Source organism: Psychrobacter sp. TS_SC_6 (genome assembly GCF_056156305.1).
The window spans coordinates 1,446,350-1,462,529 of record NZ_CM149590.1 but is presented as its reverse complement, the minus strand read 5'-3'; the positions used below and the strand labels follow the sequence as shown (position 1 = coordinate 1,462,529).

Genomic DNA, 16,180 nt, shown 5'->3' with positions numbered 1-16,180 from the left:
AGTAGAGCTCATGGCATACTCAAAATGTAGTGGCATAATAAACTTGGACAGCACGTAAGAGGCTATACTACCCTAAAGAACGAAACTAGTATGATCAACAAACGCAACCAATATACCCAAGAATTCAAATTAGAAGCCTTAAGCTTAGTCACTGATCCCAACCGCAGCATACCCAACGTTTCTAATTCACTTGGCATTGGCAAATCCATCTGACAGAAATGGCTAAGTCCGTGGCAAGTTGTGAAGGTATGAGGCTAAAAGCGCCATTATTGATTATATCTGGCGCTATTATCAAACCATAAGACCGCGTGCGTTTAACGATTATTTATCACCAGCGGAGAAAGAGAGACGTTACTTTAATAAAAACCTCTTATCAGGAGCCTTTCCTAAACTAGTTGACCACGCCACTATCATATTTGCTGCTATGATCCGTAACATAGCATATCTAATATACTGCCATTCCAATCTACATATTGATAATAGTTATCGTTTGTAATATTATTCGCTTAAATTATTACAGTCACTTTACTAAGTGCCCCTATCTTAGGATTGGCACCGCTACCCCTTTTATTTTTATTGATCACTGATTGAGACATTTATGCGTTTATCCACTCTGACCCAAGCAGTCGCTTTGATTACCGCTACTTTGATGTTGACTGCTTGCGGCGATGATTCTGATGTCAGCACAGAAATCATTGATGGGACACCGCCACTTTTGACAACGGATAGCAACTTTTCGAGTGGTTATAGCGCAGTTGCTGCCGTATTTGTCTCAGGTCAAGTGCAAGATAGCGGTAGCATAAAGTCTGTGACTTATACATTGAACGGTAGAGCACCTCAATCACTAACTATTGACACAAATGGTTATTTTAACGATCGCATCTTGTTAGATTTAGGCAAAAATAGCATTGCCTTAGCCGCCACTGACGATGCAGGTAACATCATGCGCTCAACTAAGAATATGTATCTGGGTGATACGGTGGCAGCTGGTGGCTCACATACCGCAGCCCTTCATGATGGGCAGCTCTATGGTTGGGGTCGTAATAACTATGGGCAAACAGGCACCGCATATACCTCGACATTCACTGACACTATGGGACATCTGGAGTTACCGACACTCATAAATAAAGCCCCAGAAAACCTAATATCTATTAAATTTAATCAAAACCACTCACTTGCTATCGATGATAAAGGTCAAGTCTACAGTTGGGGCAATGATGCTTATGGACAGTTAGGACGTGGTCAGTCAAATCGTCATTCTTGTGTTAAATCAGCTGATTGCCGTCTTGATATCAGCGCGATTGCCGGTATTGATAATGCGGTCATGCTAGCAGCTGGTTATAATCATAATTTGGTGCTGACCAAAGACGGCAGCGTTTGGGCATTTGGCGCTAATGCTCAAGGTCAGCTTGGTAATGACACCGCTATAGACAGCAGCACACCAGTCAAAGTAGACTTTTCGGCGTCAGAGGGTGTCGGTCATATCATACAAGTCGTAGCCAGTAGCAGTAGCTCATATGCCTTAGATGATAAAGGTCAGGTATGGGGTTGGGGCAGCGACGCGAGTGCCAATCTTGGGCGCGGTCGAGCATGTGATAAAGCCAATAATTGCATCAACATTAATAATAAGCCAGTACGTATTAACGTCATTGCGCATGATTTGGCTGATAATACTGCTCAAGGGGTAGAAAAAGAAATAGTCACTCAGCTTGCTGCTGGTAAAGATCATGTTTTAGCACTGACCAACAAAGATTCTGTCTATGGTTGGGGGCTAAATGCTAGCAGCCAAATAGGCTACAACGGAATTGGCTTTAAAAATACCGCATACGCCTGGGCAAGCACCATAACTGCGCCAACCAAATTGCCTTGGTTTGCCGGTAAAGAGGTTCGCCGTGTCTACGCCAATGGTAATGCCAGTTATGTATTGTTAGACAATGTTGCAGCAAATAACAGTAACACCCAAGCGTCAGATGGCATCCTTTATGCTTGGGGCATGTTTGGTGAAACAGACGGCAAAGGCAAAACAAGTTATGAAAACTTAGATGAACCAACAAACAAGCTTCCCAACCTAAAAAACATCGATAATATGGCGATGGGTACAATGCATCTCATTGCACATGAAAAACCACTCAATCAGAACAATGGTATACCTTTTAACAATAGCAATTTATTTACATGGGGCTGGAGTTTTGAAGGCTCATTAGGCAATGAAAATACCTCGCATACTTGGATGTACAACTACCCTATCCCTGTAAAAGTCCCTAGCTAGCTATAAGCAATGATTATTGAGCGGCGTTCATAAAAGCGGTTCATGTTTATAAAAATACATATAGTCAAAGAACTCATAAATCGCCACACAGCCATAAGAAATAGAAGAACAAAGTATCAACACAATCTAACCGCCACTCTTTACGTTTTTGTTTCACCCAAGCCCACATCTGCTCGATAGGATTTAAGTCAGGGCTGTAAGGTGGTAACCATAAAATAGCGTGACCAGCACTTTCTATGAGTTCAGTTATGTCTTTTCGCTTATGGAATGTTGCGTTATCCTAATGATCACGCTGTCTTTCGGTAGGCTTGGTAGCAGCAGTTGTTCAACCCAACTATGAAATACATCACTATTGACACTGCGATCATAGAGTCCAACAGCGAACAGCTGGTTATTGTAAATAGCACCTATTGCATTGGTTTGGTTTTTAAGCTGCCAGTTGTATTGTCCAAAGCATTTTTTACCTCTCTCAGAGTAACCATGAGGTCTGTTCTCATGAGACTTAAAGCCACTTTCATCAAGGTAGATGACGGGTCTGCCCTCAAGCTCAAACTGTCTTAAGTGTTCAAGAAATATAAGACGTTTTTCATCATCCGCTTTTGGATGCATTAAGCTCTTTTTTTTGAGTGATGCTGATGCGCTTCAAGGCGATGCCTATCGCTCTTTGAGTGCAGTTAAAACGCCGAGCTCGCTCGTGCTGATAGTCATCAGGATGAGCTTCTACATCGGCTCTCAGTAACTCATCGTTTATCTTAGTTGGGGTAAATTGACGTCTCTTACGCTCAGGATATGTTTTCCAACGCTGGATGGTGTTGGTGCTGATTTGATACGCCTCTGCAAGTTGTCGAATGCTATAGCCTTCTTCAAGTTTGATCAGTATCAGTTGTCGGTAGTCTTTTGAGTATGCCATATTATATACTGTAGCGGATTTATGTTTCTTTTACTATAATTCGTCACTAAATCACTTAGCATTGCACAAAAAAAAGCCCCTTATTCATAAAATAAGGGGCTTTTTTTAGGATACTTATTTATGTTGCTACAAACCCTATCATCTTAAACAGCCACTTTATAAGCCGCTTTTTTGATACGCATATCACCCGTTTCAACATAACGCTGATGCCATGATAATGCTTCTTCCAAGATATGCGGCGTTTGCATACCAGCCGTATCTGAGGCACGATCAAAATAATCTTGTAGCATTGGGCGATAGTCAGGATGTGCACAATTATCGATAATGGCTTTTGCACGTTGACGCGGCGATAAACCACGCAAATCTGCCAATCCTTGTTCGGTGACAATGACCATTACATCATGCTCAGTATGGTCGTGATGCGAGACCATCGGCGTGATACAGGAGATTGCGCCATCTTTAGCTACTGATGGTGATACAAAGAATGACGTATAAGCGTTACGAGCGAAATCACCTGAGCCGCCCAAGCCATTCATCATGTTGGTACCCATGACGTGGGTTGAGTTGACGTTACCATAGAGGTCGCATTCAATCATGGCATTAATGGCCAATACACCTAAGCGACGCGCGACTTCAGGATGGTTGGTGATCTCTTGTGGGCGCAATACAATACGCGCACGTAGCTCTTCGATATTGGCATTAAAACGCTCTAGCGCATCCGGGCTTAATGACAGTGCAGTGGCAGACGCCATGGTCATTTTGCCAGACATGATTAGGTCTAACATACCATCTTGCAATACTTCAGTGTAGCCGGTTAAATTCTCAAACGGGCTGTTTTGTAGTCCTGCCAATACGGCATTGGCTACGTTACCTACACCAGACTGGATCGGTAATAAACTTTCTGGCATGCGACCTTTTTTGACTTCATCATGGAAGAAATCAATGATATGGCTGGCTATTTTGTTTGAACATTCATCAGGATCAGCAAACTTGCTGTTGCGATCAGGCGAGTTCGTTAGGACAACGCCAACCACTTTATCCAAGTCACAATGTAGATACGGCACACCAATACGTCCGCCTGGGGTCACAAGTGGAATCGGCTTGCGGTTTGGCGGCATACCGATATCATTATAGACATCATGCATACCTTCTAACATCAAGCTTTGCTGCGCGTTCACTTCTAAGATGATTTTGTCTGCATTTTCTAACCAGGCATTGTTGTTACCGATAGAAGTCGATGGAATCAGGCGACCATCTGGCAAAATACCCGACACTTCAACGACCGCTATATGCATCTTGCCATAGAAACCAATGGTACTCTGCTGCGCCACATGCGATAAATGCATATCGAAATAATGCGCGGCGCCGGCGTTGATTTGTTTACGTAGAGCAGGCTCTGATTGATATGGTGTGCGCCATTTGATGCCGTTCGCTTCTGCCAATACGCCATCACATTCAGTTGCGGTAGAGGCACCTGTCAATAAACCAATTTGAAAGTCTTCACCGCGAGCATGAGCCGCTTCCATATGTTTGGCAAGCGCAGCGGGTATCGCTTTTGGGTAACCAGCGCCGGTAAAGCCACTCATACCGACATTCATGTCGTTTTTGATGAACGCTGCTGCTTGATCAGCAGACATGATTTTTTTGCTTAGACCGTCGTGAAGCACACGACCTTCATGATTTAATGATGTCATACCTTTTTTCCTAGTAACTTCCATATTAAAATCAAACCACTTCGCGATGAAGCGTTTGATACGAAACCAACAATAAAATGCATTGCTGCATATTAGCAACTTTCCCGCAAAAAACAAGTTGAATGATTTAAATTTACCAAAAGAGCTTTTACCTATCTCGTATAAACTAACATTAGTTCTCTTTTTAATATCTTTTACATAGTGTTCTTTTCTTCTTAAATTGCAGTCAGAGGCATTTTTCTTTATCTCAAAGAAATCTGCTTACCATAAAGTCTGATGATAAAAAATCCTTGTTATTTATTTTCCTCAGATAGCCATAAACGCATTTAAAAAATATACTTTGAAATATAGAATGGGATACTTTTGATTAATAGAAAAATATTAACGATGATATTTCTGATTTTTTGTCTATAGACCCAAAAAAATTATAGTAAGATTATCAGTGTCATATTTTTAAAAGGACTCTACGCATGTTATATTTTAGAAACTGGCAAAATTTTTTAACTAAAGGTTATACTGATGAAAACTGGTGCTAGATTTGATATAAAAGCAGTTCATTATTAGCTGATTGACATAAAGTTGGTAGTGAGAAAATAAGCATTTAAGGATGAATGATGACAACTCAACAGCACGTTTTGGCTTGTATTGATGGCTCAGTAGTGACAGAGTCTGTTTGTGACTATGCAGCATGGTATGCAGGGCGACTCAATATTTCGGTAGGACTGTTGCATGTCAGCGATGTGGCAGCGTCTATTAGAAGAAACTTGTCTGGGGCGATTGGCATCAATAGCCGTCAATTCTTGCTGGATGAATTGTCTCAGCTCGACGAGCAAAGAGCGAAGGTAGTCAATAGCTATAGCAACGCCTTGGTGCAAGATGCCAAAAGCCACATCAAAAATCAGTTTGATGACGTAGATGTCCATGTTTATCAGCGCCGTGGCAAGCTATTGCCTGCTATTGAGCATTTTACAGCGCATAATCGTGCCATCGTTATGGGACGCCGCGGTGAAGACCATAAACATAGCCGCATCAATATCGGCAGCCAAATCGAGACGGTTGCACGAGCGTCAAGCATACCGGTACTCATTTGCTCAGAGAAATTCAAAGAACCTCACTCATACATGGTAGCCTTTGACGCTAGTAAAACTGCCATTAAAGCCATAACTATGCTGTCAGAGAGCAAATTATTGAAAGGCATGCAAGGTCATATTGTGATGATCGGTAACGATAATGAAACTGCCAAACGAAGCCTTGCTGATGCTCGCTCGCAGATGACAGCAGCAGGATTTTCAGTAAAGACTCATCATATCCAAAAGCTTGACGCGGTCAATGGATTGTTAGCTTTTCAAATGGAGCATGCAATCGATATGATTGTGGTGGGTGCTTATGGCAGCTCAAAACTACAGCATCTGTTTCTTGGCAGCACTACAACAGAGATTATCGCCAGTACGCTGTCACCGGTTATTTTGGTGCGCTAATAGTTAACTAGCGTGATTATATTTTTAATCTGTTCTGTTGGTTTTATATGTTGAATCCAAGAGGTTAAAAAATTACTTAGATGATTATTCGAGACATAAAGCGTCTTATTTTGTAAATCACTATAACTCTCTTTATATTATAATTAACGAATATAGAGAGAGTCTCAATGCCACACATCGGTGATTTGCTACCGTACATCTTTTATATTCTTATTTGTGAATATATTTTGATTAAATACATTATCATTTGAGGTTGTTTCTATTTAACAGGTAATATTACTTTTATCACAAGCCCCAATATGCCATCTTGGCGATTATGGACAGTGATCTGACCTCTATGTGCCATCACTACAGCATGGACGATTGCCAAACCCAGTCCATAACCGCCTGTTTCGCGATGGCGCGCCGTATCAAGCCTAACGAAAGGCTGAAAAATACGCTCCAGATCCTTTTCCGCAACACCACCGCCCTCATCAGTGATGCTTATTTCAATAGCTGACATTTTATTATTTATCTTTACTGCTTGTATCTCAGCCATCACTGCCGAATCAAAAGCAGTGTGCATAAAGGCATTACGAATGATGTTTTCAAGAGCACTATGCAGCTGTTCTTGATTGCCCATTACTGTGCACGAACCCTGCAATAGAGACACGCTTGGCTGCCATTGCCAATATATATTTTTATGCTGAAACTCAAAGCAAACATCTTGACCAATCTCACTGATAATTCCACAGATATCTACTGCTTCATTTTCTAGAGTGTCGATGGTATATTGCTGCATTTGTAGCAATTGAATATGGATAATTTGCTCAATCAGCTCATTCATCCGCATCGATTCTTTATCGATACGGTCAAGATAACGGCTGGCATTGGGGGCAAAATCTCGTGTCAGCTCAGTGGCTACATCAAGACGAGCGAGTGGAGAACGCAGCTCATGGGAGATATCACTTAACATTTGCTTACGTGCGAGCTCACTATCAGCCAATCTTGTCGACAGCAAAGCCACATCTTTTGCCAATAGCCCCAATTCATCAGAACCAAGACTTGATAGCTGCGGATTGACTTCATAGTTGCCATCTATCATCCGGTGTACGGTATCCTGTACACGCCCAATACGCCGAGTCAACGTACGACTAAGCCAAAAGCACACCAACACGCTAAAGAGTATAATCAGTAAGAGTCGCAGCATAAAATTACCACGCTGTAGCTCTAATACATCTTTAAATAACAGGTGCGGACGCAGCTGTACGATAACGCTGTCATTATTTGGCATGACCACCGTAACCTCAGCTAACTCAGGTCGGCTATCAATGTCAGCGATGGCTTTATGAGACGGTATGGGTTTTAAAATATCATCGAGGCTAAAAGGCTCATCATTTGGGCGCGCGCTTTTGACGCCATCTTTATCAAAGGAATACACCCTATAAGGGTTCTTATCGACACGCTCTTCATCACTAATTTCATGATAATCAGATGTTTTATTGTCAGTACTGCTACTCACAGAATGTTGAGGATTAGACAACACAGATGATCGCTCACCTTCTATCTGCAAATCTATTGCTTTTATACTTACCACGTCACGTGCTTGATGCCGCTTGACTCGATTTTCTCGAAACCGATATCTTGGAAATATCATAGCGCCCTGCTCATCGTATATCCTGATTTGGCTCATGAGTCTTCGATCTTCATTATAAATCTGCTTTACAGCAGATAAATCACCCGCCTTCAAGGATATGACCAGCCGCTCACGTTGAATGAGTAGCTTATCAATTTGAGAATCCATACGAGTAGCAAGCTCTCTCTCATTAAGCCAGCGCTCTACTGCTATAGATAAGATAGAGGTGATCAGAATCATCGCCAGCAAACTCAAAAACAATCGCCAAAATAGCGACACAGGTATGCTCAGCTTCGATTTGTTTATCGCTGTAGGATTTTGGGCAGCTTCTGTCATTAGAGTACCAACTGATAACCTTTACCACGAATCGCCTTGATTGGCTCATCATGGAAAGGTTGAAGTTTTTTACGCAAGCGCGAGACATGGACATCAAGGCTACGGTCAAAGGGCTGTAATTCTCGCTGCAAGACATGCTGTGATAGCCACGATTTACTGACTACCTCGCCTTTTTGTCGTAATAAAGCCAGCAATAAATCAAATTCTGTACCTGTTAATTGCAGCTCAACGCCATCTATCTGGCAAAGCCTTTGCTGTTGGTCAAGATATAAGCGACTACTCGGCAGCGGTAATTGCTCAACAATATGTGCCGCAATACTGGTGCGCTTAATCACCGCATTGATGCGTGCCAGCAGCTCACGTGGATTACAAGGCTTGGTGATATAATCATCAGCGCCAAGCTCAAGCCCGATGATACGGTCTATCTCCTCCCCTTTTGCGGTAAGCATAATGACAGGGATATCACTAATAGCAGGCAGCTGACGTAACACACTGAGCCCGTCTATTTTTGGCATCATAATATCGAGTACCAACAAATCATAAGGCGAATTATCCTGCATCGTCGTTTTTAGGCGCTCTATGACCGCTTCGCCATCATGCACGCAGTCACAATGAACACCGTGATTATGCAAATACTCTTGCAGTAATTGAGTCAACTCTTCGTCATCGTCACCCAATAAAATATTTGACATCGTTATCACCTTATTATTATACCTCTCAATCATTTTATGGCTCATATTATCAAGCAAGCGCTACCTATGCGCTATAAACGTTACCTTTCTTAATGTTTCATAAATGTTCGTAACCTCTGGCTGTCGTATGATAGTGGTTATCAAAAACAAATTGATGCTAATTTACAATATCGAGCAATGAGCCATAGTAGTGAGTCATAGTGACTATCCGGGATACTTGATCAAAACTAGGCTTATCAGATAAACATTCGCTTTTATAAGATTAAGGAAATTTTTATGCAAATGACGCAAATGAAAAAATTATTGATGGGTTCAGTATTAGCGATGTCTAGCGTATTGACCGTGACTGCCTGCAGCAGTGTCAATGCCTCTACTGAGGCGACGCCAACAACGAGCAAAATGCAGCATAAAGGCATGAAAGACGGCATGAGAGGCCCAATGGCACAGCTAAATCTAACAGCGACGCAGCAGGCACAAATCAAAGCCATCATGCAAGAAAAACAGGGTGATCGCAAAAATGACCGTGCAAAACATCAAGCAGAACGTATGCAAATGCAGCAGCAGATGCAGGCATTGACGAACGCGAATACCTTGGATAACGCTGCCATCAATCGTCTTGCAGACCAGCAAGCAGCTAAAAACAAGCAGCGCTTTATTGAACGCGTTCAAACCCAACATGCAATTTCGCAAGTACTCACAGCTGAGCAGCGTGCGAAAATGGCACAATTAAAATCAGAAAGAACAAACAAAGGTCATCATGGTTCAAAACAGCGTAAGATGCATAACCAAGCGCAGTAAGATATAAGCTGTATAGTTAAAAAATATCAATTAGATAAAGTAAGAACATTTAAAGAAGCGTATCGGCTTACCGATGCGCTTCTTTTCCTCTGTATGTTACATCTCCTAAATTCAATTATCTCATAACCGTTTTCTTATCTGAAAACGAAAGATGTCAAAGTCCTTTCTACTACTAGCAATATTCGTTACTATTTAATCTTATTGATTAATCCTGTATTTTTAGCCCAATTTCTTTCATCCTCGTAAAAAGGACTTTGCGATGTCAGCTCCATATTCTTATTCTCATCAGACACAAGCGCCTACCTATAAGACTTTAAAATCTGCAGCGTTAATTATTGGCAGCACGCTATTACTTTCTGTATCTGCCCATGCGGTAGACACAAATACTGCTGTCGCCTCAAAGGCCATTAATCCAACGTCGATTAATGCCAGTGCGATTAATCTAGCGATTCTGGCGGAAAATCCTACCGTATTGTCTGAGACTCAGCGCGTGACACGAGCGAAAATCAATACGCTCACGCCCAAGACCACCCAAGCCAAAACCGATCAAGCAATCTATTCTGTCGATGCTATCCACCACCCTGTTTGGGCAAAAAACGGCATGGTCGCCACCCAAGAAGCATTGGCCTCTGATATCGGCTTAAAAATTTTAAAAGATGGCGGTAATGCCGTTGATGCTGCTGTGGCGGTAGGTTTTGCTCTAGCTGTGACGTTGCCGCGTGCAGGCAATATCGGCGGCGGCGGATTTATGATGGTATACGACGCCAAGCAAGGTAAAACCGTGGCACTCGATTATCGTGAAAAAGCGCCCAGTAGCGCCTCGCGCGATATGTATCTCGATAAGGAGGGCAATGCTGTCAGTGATTTATCTCGTTATCATGGCTTAGCCGTTGGTGTACCGGGTACGGTCGCAGGCTTACTCAAAGCTTTAGAGGATCATGGCACCATGAGCCGAGGGCAAGTGATGGCACCAGCAATTGCGCTGGCTGAAAACGGAATAGAGGTCACCGCTGGGTTGTCAGAGTCATTAGAAGCGTTAAGCGAGCGCTTGCAAAAATGGCCAAGCACCAAAAAGATATTCTTTAAGGACGATGGCAGCGCTTATCAGCCGGGTGAGCGCTTAAAACAACCAGAGCTTGCCAGTTCGCTAAAGCTGATTGCGGCAAAAGGTAGTGATGGTTTTTATAAAGGAGAAACCGCCCGTAAATTGGTTAAAGCGGTCAATGAAGCAGGCGGTAAAATGAGCTTGCAGGACTTGGCAAATTATCAAGCCATTGCCCGTGCGCCTGTTAAAGGCGATTATCGTGGTTATGAGATTGTCTCTATGCCACCACCGTCTTCTGGTGGTATTCATATTGTGCAGATTTTAAACATCTTAGAAGGTTATCCATTAAAAGACTATGGTCAAAACAGCGCGCAAACCATTCATTTAATGGCTGAGGCGATGCAGTTGGCATATGCCGATCGTTCTGAGTATTTGGGTGATTCAGATTTTATCGACGTACCTGCCAGCGGTTTAACTGCTCAGCCTTATGCTGATAAGCTACGCGCTTTAATCAACCCAAATAAAGCCACGCCAGCGGCAACCATCAAGGCAAATAACCCTCTACCGTACGAGAGCGATCAAACCACGCATTTTTCTATCGTTGATAAAGATGGTAATGCAGTGGCAAATACGTATACGCTGAACTTTTCTTATGGCACTGGTCTTGTTGCTGAAGGCACAGGGATATTGCTCAATAACGAGATGGACGATTTTTCTGTCAAACCTGGCGTACCAAATGGTTATGGCTTAATAGGCGGCGATGCCAATGCGGTTGAAGCCAATAAACGCCCGTTATCTTCTATGAGTCCAACAATCGTATTTAAAGACAGCAAACCTTACATCGTCACAGGCAGTCCGGGTGGTAGCCGCATTATTACTACGGTCACGCAAGTCATATCAAACGTCATCGACCACGATATGAATATCGCTGAAGCCACACATGCCCCGCGCATTCATGACCAGTGGCTACCTGATGAGATTCGTATCGAAAAAGCCCTTAATGTAGATACCATTAAAAAGCTTGAGTCTATGGGACATAAGGTCAGTCCGCAATCAGCCATGGGATCAACGCAGTCGATTATGATTACCCCAAATGGCGTATACGGGTCTTCTGACCCGCGTATTGTAGATGCTGCGGTGGTTGGATACTAAAATAACACTATTTCAATAAAAGAACCAAGTAGCACTTACTCTTCGTATCTTCTTGCCCTCTACCTAATATATGGTAGAGGGCATTTTTAATGCTATTACAAGTGGATACCATATAATCAATATAGAGAATTGATAACTCTTGGTTTTCTCTAAGACATTCCTCTGTTAACCATACAATTACTATGTTATGGATGGTTATCTATATTTTTGCGCGACGTCGAGTGGCTGTTATGAGCAAATAATGCTATGATTAGCGGCTGAGATACAGCATATAAAGTGTGTCTGTTAACATGATAGCTTACTGAAAACATCAGTCAAATCATTGATATAGTATATTTTTTAAATAAATTACCACCTGTTTTCGCTTAATTTATCTCTGACACTAACTCGTACCCTCTCCTTTTGTTTGCATCCGTAAGAGTCTTCTATGGCATTTGTACACCTTGGCATCCACAGCGAATATTCCATTACCGATTCTATCGTGCGTATTAAGCCGTTGGTTAAAGCGGCGGCGGCAGACAATCAGCGCGCCCTTGCCTTGACGGATTTATCCAACCTGTATGCCACGGTGAAATTCTATCGTGCCTGCCTAGGTGTGGGTATTAAGCCCATTATCGGCAGCGAAGTCATTATGGAGAATGAAGACACGCGCTTAACTTTATTGGCGATGAACAACGAGGGCTATCAAAACATCACCCGTATCGTGTCGCTTGGCTTTACTGAAGGTCGTGCTGACCCTGCCAACCATGGCACGCCCGTTATTAAACGCAGCCATATTTTAGAGCATGCGGCGGGCGTCATTGTCTTATTTACTGAAAAGTCAGATGTTGGACAAGCATTGGTTGGCTCAATGCCAGAAAAAGCCGATGAGCTGCTGACAGAATGGCAAGCACAATTTGAAGATCGCTTATATTTTGCGATTAAACGCACCAATCGTACAGGCGAGGATGCTTTTATTAAGGCGGCTATTCACTCGGGTGCCAAACATAACATTCCTATCATTGCCCATAATGATGTGCGTTTTTTAGAACAAGATGATTTTGATGCTCACGAAGCACGTGTCTGTATTGCTGGCTCTTACGTACTTGCCGACCAAAATCGTCCGCAGACTTATTCCGATGCCCAATATCTAAAAACCCAAGCGCAAATGCAACAGCTATTTGCTGATATCCCGCAGGTTATCGACAATACCTTGCGATTGGCGACGCGCTGTAATGTAACATTGACGCTTGGCATTAACGTCTTACCAGATTTCCCCGTCCCTGATGGTGAGACCATTGAATCATTTTTTCGATTAGAGTCGCAGCGCGGGCTTGAAAATCGTTTAGACAAACTTTTTCCAGTTGAGGCACGCAGTGATAATTGGAGTGATATCCGCCAAAGATACGATGCGCGTTTAGAGTATGAACTCAAAGTTATCCTATCCATGGGTTTCCCCGGTTACTTCCTTATCGTGATGGACTTTATCCGCTGGGCAAAAGCCAATGGCGTACCAGTAGGTCCCGGTCGTGGTTCTGGTGCAGGCTCACTCGTTGCTTATGCGCTCAATATTACCGACCTCGATCCTATTCATTATGACTTATTATTCGAGCGCTTTTTAAATCCTGAGCGTGTGTCCATGCCCGATTTTGATATTGACTTTTGTATTGAAGGTCGTGATCGGGTCATTGACTATGTGGCGCAAACCTATGGTCGTGAAGCAGTGTCACAAATCATTACCTTTGGTACCATGGCAGCAAAAGCAGTCGTACGAGATGTGGCGCGTGCGCAAAGTAAATCTTACTTTCTTGCCAGTAAAATGTCGAAACTTATTCCCAAAACACCGGGAATTACACTCAGTCAAGCGCTTGAGCAAGAGCCACAACTCAAAGACTTAATCTCTAATCCCGACAATATGGATTATGAAGATGCCATCGAAGTATGGGAGATGGCTATCAAGCTTGAAGGTATTTGCCGGAACGTGGGTAAACATGCTGGTGGCGTATTGATTGCACCGCATAGAATCACGGATTTTAGCGCTATTTATTGTGATGACGAAGGTCACCGCGTCAGCCAATTTGATAAAGATGATGTTGAAGCCGTTGGACTGGTAAAGTTTGACTTTTTGGGTCTACGCAACTTGACCGTGATTGATGCTGCTGTCAGAAATATCAATCTGCGCCGTGCAAAAGAGGGCAAAGATGCGTTGGTATTAGAAGACCTACCATTAGATGATGCTAAAGCCTATAAGCTCTTACAAGATGCCAAGACCACTGCCGTCTTTCAGTTAGAAAGTATGGGTATGAAAAAATATTTGGCGAAATTACAACCGACCAATATTGAAGACGTGATTGCTATGTGTGCGCTGTATCGCCCAGGTCCACTCGATGCAGGCATGGTAGAGATGTATATCGACCGTAAGCATGGTCGCGAAGAAGTCATTTATGACCATCCCAATCTTGAGCCGATTTTAGAAAACACCAATGGCGTTATCGTTTATCAAGAACAGGTCATGCAAATCTCGCAGGTTATGGCGGGTTATAGTTTGGGCGGCGCAGATATGCTACGCCGAGCTATGGGTAAGAAGAAACCTGAAGAGATGGCAAAGCAGCGCGATATTTTTGTCACTGGTGCAACCTCCCAAGGTATTGATGAAGCGACATCGGGCGGCGTATTTGACTTGATGGAAAAGTTCGCCGGTTACGGTTTTAACCGTTCGCATTCTGCCGCTTATGGTGTGCTTGCTTATCAGACCGCTTATCTGAAACAATACTACCCTGCTGAATTCATGGCAGCCGTACTCACATCAGATATGAACAACACCGATAACGTGGTGTTCTTTATCAATGATTGCCGTGAAAACTTTGATTTAACGGTGGTCAACCCATCGGTTAATCGTAGTGAATGGCATTTTGTTGCTGATACCCCAACCAATATTATTTATGGTTTGGGCGCTATTAAGGGCGTTGGTGAAGGTGCCGTCGAATCTATCGTGGATACGCGTCGCCGCGAAGGACCTTTTAAAGATTTATACGATTTTTGTCGTCGCGTTGATATCAAAAAGGTCAATAAGCGCACGCTTGAAGCCTTAGTAAGTGCCGGCTGTTTTGATGATTTTGCGGCGACTTTACGTCCTGACTTGCCAGCCGATGAAGCCTACGAGATTCGTGGTGCGCTGATGAGTCAGTTGCCAAGCGCCGTACAAGCGGCGGAACAAGACCGTCAAAATCGTGAAATCGGTATGATGGATTTGTTTGGTGAAATGGATGGTATCGTCGCCGCACCTCCTCTGGTGATGACCCCAGAGCTGATTTGGGGTGACAAACACCGCCTAAAAGCAGAGAAAAATACTCTAGGGCTTTATTTGACCGGACATCCAATCGATGAATATCGTGACGAGTTAAGACGTTATACCTCAGGTACTCGTCTCGATAAATTGACTGACACGGGCTATAACGGCAGCTGCTATTTTGCCGGTCTTATCATTGATATCGCCAACTTTGGTACTCGTAACGTCATTACTTTAGACGACGGAACGTCACGATTAGAGGTCAGCTGTTATGCTGAGCGCTTTAACCGTGTCAAAGAACAGTTAAAGATAGATGAAGTCGTGATTATCAAAGGCAGTATCCGTGAGCGTGATGGCAGGCTATTTGCCCGTCTTGATAATGCGATGAGCATCGTTGACGCGCGCCTAAGATGGATGAAGAAAATCAGTATTAAAATTCACGGTAGCGATATCGAATTGCTCAATCGTATGCAGCCTTTACTAAAATCAGCACAAGCCACCATGATTCCAGTACCAAAAATATCTTATAACGATGAGCAAGACGAGCAAAGCGACAATACTAATAACAATAGTTTTGACGGTTATAATGCCTCAATAGGTGGCAGTCTATATGATGAAAATGGTAATGATTTATTGGCATTAGAGAATAATATGGCACAAGATGCTTATTCAAACGACACTGACCCAAGCCTAAGTAACCAAAGCTACGCCAACAACGCTTTGAGCAATACCGATGCTTCTATCAATGATAATTGCCTACCCCTTGGACTCAGTATTTATGAAGAATATGGCATTGCCAATGTAGGACTGTCCGAGCATTGGCGCATTTATCCAAATGACGACAATTTACAGCAGCTAAAAATCATGATTAGCGAAGATAACTTACATTTTCACTACAGCTAACGAATGTATTATCGTTAGCA

General features: G+C 43.0%; 12 protein-coding genes. 6 read left to right on the top strand and 6 right to left on the bottom strand.

The annotated features are described in order from the left end of the window. The first annotated feature begins 90 nt into the window (after nucleotides 1–90). Both AC0J5Y_RS06235 and AC0J5Y_RS06230 read left to right on the top strand, forming a co-directional pair. Entirely contained in the window at nucleotides 91–213 is a 123-nt protein-coding gene (locus AC0J5Y_RS06235) for a transposase (RefSeq protein ID WP_475132030.1), read from the top strand. Between the two features lie 385 nt (nucleotides 214–598). Further along, on the top strand, nucleotides 599–2,269 hold the full coding sequence (locus tag AC0J5Y_RS06230; protein WP_475132029.1) for a chromosome condensation regulator RCC1: 1,671 nt from the start codon (nucleotides 599–601) through the stop codon (nucleotides 2,267–2,269). 73 nt (nucleotides 2,270–2,342) lie between these two features. Here the strand turns inward: AC0J5Y_RS06230 and AC0J5Y_RS06225 are convergent, their stop codons facing one another. From AC0J5Y_RS06225 to AC0J5Y_RS06210, 4 genes are all read right to left on the bottom strand, one after another. Further along, on the bottom strand, nucleotides 2,343–2,507 hold the full coding sequence (locus AC0J5Y_RS06225; protein WP_475132110.1) for a transposase: 165 nt from the start codon (nucleotides 2,505–2,507) through the stop codon (nucleotides 2,343–2,345). An 8-nt stretch (nucleotides 2,508–2,515) separates the two neighbouring features. Next, a complete protein-coding gene (locus AC0J5Y_RS06220) occupies nucleotides 2,516–2,878 on the bottom strand; it encodes a transposase (protein ID WP_475132028.1) in 363 nt (120 codons plus the stop codon). After that, the gene (locus tag AC0J5Y_RS06215; RefSeq protein WP_475132027.1) at nucleotides 2,859–3,179 is read right to left on the bottom strand and encodes an IS630 transposase-related protein; all 321 of its coding nucleotides are present in this window, start codon (nucleotides 3,177–3,179) and stop codon (nucleotides 2,859–2,861) included. The genes AC0J5Y_RS06220 and AC0J5Y_RS06215 overlap by 20 nt, the downstream gene beginning before the upstream one ends. 143 nt (nucleotides 3,180–3,322) lie before the next feature. Continuing rightward, nucleotides 3,323–4,873 (bottom strand): acetyl-CoA hydrolase/transferase family protein, encoded by a 1,551-nt coding sequence (locus tag AC0J5Y_RS06210; RefSeq protein WP_475132026.1) that lies wholly within the window; start codon nucleotides 4,871–4,873, stop codon nucleotides 3,323–3,325. 614 nt (nucleotides 4,874–5,487) lie between these two features. Between AC0J5Y_RS06210 and AC0J5Y_RS06205 the strand changes: the two genes are divergently transcribed. After that, a complete protein-coding gene (locus AC0J5Y_RS06205) occupies nucleotides 5,488–6,351 on the top strand; it encodes a universal stress protein (protein ID WP_475132025.1) in 864 nt (287 codons plus the stop codon). 259 nt (nucleotides 6,352–6,610) lie between these two features. Here AC0J5Y_RS06205 and AC0J5Y_RS06200 read toward each other — a convergent pair whose 3' ends face one another. After that, nucleotides 6,611–8,302: a sensor histidine kinase gene (locus AC0J5Y_RS06200; protein ID WP_475132024.1), complete on the bottom strand. Its 1,692-nt coding sequence runs from the start codon at nucleotides 8,300–8,302 to the stop codon at nucleotides 6,611–6,613. Further along, complete coding sequence (locus AC0J5Y_RS06195; RefSeq protein ID WP_475132023.1) at nucleotides 8,302–8,994, bottom strand: response regulator transcription factor; 693 nt, start codon at nucleotides 8,992–8,994, stop codon at nucleotides 8,302–8,304. The genes AC0J5Y_RS06200 and AC0J5Y_RS06195 overlap by 1 nt, the downstream gene beginning before the upstream one ends. Nucleotides 8,995–9,270: 276 nt before the next feature. Between AC0J5Y_RS06195 and AC0J5Y_RS06190 the strand changes: the two genes are divergently transcribed. From AC0J5Y_RS06190 to dnaE, 3 genes are all read left to right on the top strand, one after another. Beyond that, nucleotides 9,271–9,792, top strand: coding sequence for a Spy/CpxP family protein refolding chaperone (locus tag AC0J5Y_RS06190; RefSeq protein WP_475132022.1), 522 nt, complete (start codon nucleotides 9,271–9,273; stop codon nucleotides 9,790–9,792). A gap of 259 nt (nucleotides 9,793–10,051) precedes the next feature. Beyond that, nucleotides 10,052–11,989: a gamma-glutamyltransferase gene (gene ggt, locus AC0J5Y_RS06185; RefSeq protein WP_475132021.1), complete on the top strand. Its 1,938-nt coding sequence runs from the start codon at nucleotides 10,052–10,054 to the stop codon at nucleotides 11,987–11,989. A gap of 427 nt (nucleotides 11,990–12,416) precedes the next feature. Next, nucleotides 12,417–16,160: a DNA polymerase III subunit alpha gene (gene dnaE, locus AC0J5Y_RS06180; protein ID WP_475132020.1), complete on the top strand. Its 3,744-nt coding sequence runs from the start codon at nucleotides 12,417–12,419 to the stop codon at nucleotides 16,158–16,160. The last annotated feature ends 20 nt before the right edge of the window (nucleotides 16,161–16,180 follow it).

Coding starts and splice junctions, on each gene's coding strand:
- AC0J5Y_RS06230 (WP_475132029.1), top strand. CDS start 599: ATGCGTTTATCCACTCTGACCCAAGCAGTCGCTTTGATTACCGCTACT.
- AC0J5Y_RS06220 (WP_475132028.1), bottom strand. CDS start 2,878: ATGCATCCAAAAGCGGATGATGAAAAACGTCTTATATTTCTTGAACAC.
- AC0J5Y_RS06200 (WP_475132024.1), bottom strand. CDS start 8,302: ATGACAGAAGCTGCCCAAAATCCTACAGCGATAAACAAATCGAAGCTG.
- AC0J5Y_RS06215 (WP_475132027.1), bottom strand. CDS start 3,179: ATGGCATACTCAAAAGACTACCGACAACTGATACTGATCAAACTTGAA.
- ggt (WP_475132021.1), top strand. CDS start 10,052: ATGTCAGCTCCATATTCTTATTCTCATCAGACACAAGCGCCTACCTAT.
- AC0J5Y_RS06190 (WP_475132022.1), top strand. CDS start 9,271: ATGCAAATGACGCAAATGAAAAAATTATTGATGGGTTCAGTATTAGCG.
- AC0J5Y_RS06195 (WP_475132023.1), bottom strand. CDS start 8,994: ATGTCAAATATTTTATTGGGTGACGATGACGAAGAGTTGACTCAATTA.
- AC0J5Y_RS06210 (WP_475132026.1), bottom strand. CDS start 4,873: ATGACATCATTAAATCATGAAGGTCGTGTGCTTCACGACGGTCTAAGC.
- AC0J5Y_RS06205 (WP_475132025.1), top strand. CDS start 5,488: ATGACAACTCAACAGCACGTTTTGGCTTGTATTGATGGCTCAGTAGTG.
- dnaE (WP_475132020.1), top strand. CDS start 12,417: ATGGCATTTGTACACCTTGGCATCCACAGCGAATATTCCATTACCGAT.
- AC0J5Y_RS06235 (WP_475132030.1), top strand. CDS start 91: ATGATCAACAAACGCAACCAATATACCCAAGAATTCAAATTAGAAGCC.